The sequence below is a fragment of the Stenotrophomonas sp. genome (assembly GCF_032061965.1).
In the GTDB taxonomy this organism is placed as follows: Bacteria; Pseudomonadota; Gammaproteobacteria; order Xanthomonadales; family Xanthomonadaceae; genus Stenotrophomonas.
Genome location: NZ_DAMBEF010000082.1, coordinates 1 through 4084, shown reverse-complemented (window position 1 = coordinate 4084; position 4084 = coordinate 1). Strand labels below are relative to the sequence as shown.

4 protein-coding genes and 1 pseudogene are annotated in these 4084 nt (G+C 61.1%); all 5 read right to left on the bottom strand.

Annotated features, from left to right (window positions below; genetic code table 11):
* A partial coding sequence (locus tag RT460_RS19380; protein ID WP_313321355.1) for a GTP-binding protein occupies positions 1-148 on the bottom strand: 148 nt, incomplete at its 3' end.
* A 51-nt stretch (positions 149-199) separates the two neighbouring features.
* The gene (fusA, locus tag RT460_RS19375) at positions 200-2341 is read right to left on the bottom strand and encodes an elongation factor G (RefSeq protein WP_313321354.1); all 2142 of its coding nucleotides are present in this window, start codon (positions 2339-2341) and stop codon (positions 200-202) included.
* Between the two features lie 137 nt (positions 2342-2478).
* On the bottom strand, positions 2479-2946 hold the full coding sequence (gene rpsG, locus RT460_RS19370; protein WP_313321353.1) for a 30S ribosomal protein S7: 468 nt from the start codon (positions 2944-2946) through the stop codon (positions 2479-2481).
* A 10-nt stretch (positions 2947-2956) separates the two neighbouring features.
* Positions 2957-3331, bottom strand: coding sequence for a 30S ribosomal protein S12 (gene rpsL, locus RT460_RS19365; protein ID WP_004145320.1), 375 nt, complete (start codon positions 3329-3331; stop codon positions 2957-2959).
* A 229-nt stretch (positions 3332-3560) separates the two neighbouring features.
* Positions 3561-4084, bottom strand: a pseudogene (locus tag RT460_RS19360) (DNA-directed RNA polymerase subunit beta'); the annotation flags it as partial.

The window sequence follows — 4084 nt, the reverse complement described above, 5'->3', positions numbered from 1 at the left end:
TCGAGGAGTAATCCTTGAACTCGCCACCGAAGCGCTCTGCACCGATCTTGGTCAGAGCAGCGGTCAGCGTGGTCTTGCCATGGTCAACGTGGCCGATGGTGCCGACGTTTACGTGCGGCTTGGTACGTTCGAACTTACCCTTGGACATATGTAATTCCTTGATTAGCTAAAACTTGGAGGGAGTGCCTGAGTCTAAGACTCAGGCCTTCTTCATTACGGTTTCGGCGATGTTGTTCGGCGCCGGCTCGTAGTGGTCGAATTCCATGGTGAAGGTTGCGCGACCCTGGGTCTGCGAACGCAGCGCAGTGGCGTAACCGAACATTTCACCCAGCGGAATCATCGCGTTGATGATGCTGGCCGAACCGTCACCGGTGGTGCCCGAACCCTGCAGCACGCCACGACGGCGGCTGACGTCGCCCATCACGTCACCCTGGTAGTCTTCCGGAGTCACGATTTCGACCTTCATGATCGGCTCCAGCAGAACCGGCTTGGCCTTGGCGAAGCCCTGCTTGAAGGCCATCGACGAGGCGAGCTTGAACGCCATTTCCGACGAGTCAACGTCATGGTACGAGCCGAACACCAGCTTGACCTTGACGTCCACCACCGGGAAGCCAGCCAGCGGACCGCTGGTGATGGTTTCGCGCAGGCCCTTTTCCACGGAAGGAATGAATTCCTTCGGGATCACGCCGCCGGTGATGTCGTTGATGAACAGGAAGTCATCCTTGATGGCCGGAGCCAGCTTCGGATCGGCACGGTCTTCAGCGGTGATCGGCGACAGCTCGATCACGACGTGACCGTACTGACCCTTACCACCGGACTGCTTGGCGTGCTTGTAGTCCGACTTGACGTCAGCCTGGGTGATGGTTTCGCGGTAGGCCACCTGCGGCTTGCCGACGTTGGCTTCAACGTTGAACTCGCGCTTGAGGCGGTCGACGATGATGTCCAGGTGCAGCTCGCCCATGCCGGAGATGATGGTCTGGCCGGATTCTTCGTCGGTCTTGACGCGGAACGACGGATCTTCCTGTGCCAGACGGCCCAGTGCCAGACCCATCTTTTCCTGGTCCGACTTGGTCTTCGGCTCGACAGCCATCGAGATCACCGGCTCCGGGAACACCATGCGCTCCAGCACGATCGGTGCATCGATCGAGCACAGCGTGTCACCGGTGGTGGTGTCCTTCAGGCCCACGGCAGCAGCGATGTCACCGGCCAGAACTTCCTTGATTTCCTCGCGGTTGTTCGAGTGCATCTGCAGGATGCGGCCGATACGCTCCTTCTTGTTCTTCACCGAGTTCAGCACGGTGTCACCACCGTTCAGCACGCCGGAGTAGACGCGGAAGAAGGTCAGCGCGCCGACGAACGGGTCGGTGATGATCTTGAACGCCAGCGACGAGAACGGAGCCTTGTCGTCCGACTTGCGGGTCATCTCGATCGAATCGTCGTCAACGTCCGTACCCTTCACGTCCGGCACGTCGACCGGCGACGGCAGCAGCTGGATCACGCCGTCGAGCATGGCCTGCACGCCCTTGTTCTTGAACGCCGAGCCACAGAACATCGGCACGATCTCAACGGCCAGCGTACGGGTACGCAGGGCATTGATGATCTCGGCCTCGTCCAGCTCTTCGCCGCCCAGGTACTTTTCCATCAGCTCTTCGTTGGCTTCAGCCGCGGTTTCGATCATGAAGGTGCGGGCTTCTTCAGCCGCCGCCTGCATGTCAGCCGGGATGTCGCCGTACTCGAACTTCATGCCCTGCGAAGCGTCATCCCAATGGATGGCCTTCATCTTGAGCAGGTCGACCACGCCCTTGAAGCCTTCTTCGGCACCGATCGGCAGCTGCATCGGCACGGCGACAGCGCCGAGCTTTGCCTTCAGCTGGTCACGGACCTTCAGGAAGTTGGCGCCGGTGCGGTCCATCTTGTTGACGAACGCGATGCGCGGCACCTGGTACTTGTTGGCCTGGCGCCACACGGTTTCCGACTGCGGCTGCACGCCACCGACGGCGCACAGCACGAACACGGCACCGTCGAGCACGCGCAGGGAGCGTTCGACTTCGATGGTGAAGTCAACGTGCCCGGGGGTGTCGATGATGTTGAAACGGTGCTCCGGCAGGGACTTGTCCATGCCCTTCCAGAACGCGGTGGTAGCAGCGGACTGGATCGTGATGCCACGTTCCTGCTCCTGCTCCATCCAGTCCATGGTGGCGGCGCCGTCATGCACTTCACCGAGCTTGTGGCTCTTGCCGGTGTAGAACAGGATGCGCTCGGACGTGGTGGTCTTGCCGGCATCGATGTGGGCCATGATGCCGAAGTTACGGTAACGCTCGATGGGAGTGGTACGGGCCACGGGGAGCCTCTCAAATTTCTAGGAATTCGGATGGCCGAACGCCGCCTTACGGCGGCCTTCGGATTGAAGCAGCGCTCAAAGCGCCACAAGTAGCACCAGATGGGTGCTTGGGGCCTTGTTTCCAAGGCCCCCTTTCATCACCAGCGGTAGTGCGCGAACGCCTTGTTCGCTTCCGCCATACGGTGGGTTTCTTCGCGCTTCTTGATAGCGCCGCCACGGTTTTCCGAGGCGTCCAGCAGTTCGGCAGCCAGCTTGCGCGGCATGGTGTTCTCGCCACGCTTACGTGCCGAGTCGATCAGCCAGCGCATGGCCAGGGCCATCTTGCGCGAAGCGCGCACTTCGACCGGCACCTGATAGGTGGCACCACCGACGCGACGCGACTTCACTTCCACGCCCGGAGCAACGTTGTCCAGTGCCTTCTGCACCAGCTCGATTGCATTCGGGTTCTTTTCGCTGATGACGTCCATTGCGCCATAGACGATCTTTTCAGCAACGGACTTCTTACCGCTCAGCATCACCATGTTGATGAAGCGGGCGATGGTTTCGCTCCCGTGCTTGGGATCGGGCAGGACCGAACGCTGCGGAGTATTACCTTTACGTGACATGTCTTACTCCTTAGGCCTTCGGACGCTTGGCGCCGTACTTGGAACGCGCCTGGCGACGCTTGGCAACGCCAGCGGCATCGAGCGAGCCACGGACGGTGTGGTAACGCACACCCGGCAGATCCTTGACGCGACCGCCGCGGATCAGGACCACGGAGTGCTCCTGCAGGTTGTGGCCTTCACCACCGATGTAGGAAATCACCTCTTCCTGGTTGGTCAGGCGAACCTTTGCAACCTTGCGCAGAGCCGAGTTCGGCTTCTTCGGGGTGGTGGTGTAGACACGGGTGCAGACGCCACGGCGCTGCGGGCACTTGTCGAGCGCCGGCGAGGCACTCTTGTAGGTGGTCGCTTGCCGCGGCTTGCGGACCAGCTGGTTGATCGTCGCCATCAGTAGGTTCTTCTGATTGGGGCCGTTGAAAACGGCCAAGGATGCGGAAAATGTAAAGCAGGCCCAAATTTTAGGCCTGCTGAGACAGACGATTGTAGCAACCTGTCAAGAGCGCGGTCAAACGCGCACCCTTCAGGCCAGCCCTGATCCAGAGCTGTTACGGGGGGGCCTCCGTGTACCCCGTTCAGGTCGAACTGCCGGCCCGCAAGCGGGCCGGCCGATCTAACTATTACTCCTCGCCACCCGAAGCCTGTTCAGCTTCCGGTGCCGCGACCTCCACTTCCGCCACCGCGGCCGGAGCGGCCAGGGTTGCGATTTCCGACTCGGTCAGGCCGGAGGCGCCGCGACGGCGCTTGGAATGGTAAGCCAGGCCGGTACCCGCCGGGATCAGGCGGCCGACGATGACGTTTTCCTTCAGACCGCGCAGGTTGTCCGAGGTGCCGCGGACGGCAGCTTCGGTCAGCACGCGGGTGGTTTCCTGGAACGACGCTGCCGAAATGAACGATTCGGTGGCCAGCGACGCCTTGGTGATACCCAGGAGGACCGGGTCGAACTGTGCCGGCAGTTCATTGCGGGCGACAAGTTTCGCATTTTCTTCGATCACGCGCTGGCGCTCGGCCTGCTCGCCGTTCAGGAACTTGCTGCTGCCCTGATCGGTGATTTCAACCTTGCGCAGCATCTGACGCGAGATCACTTCAATGTGCTTGTCGTTGATCTTCACGCCCTGCAGGCGGTACACGTCCTGGATTTCCT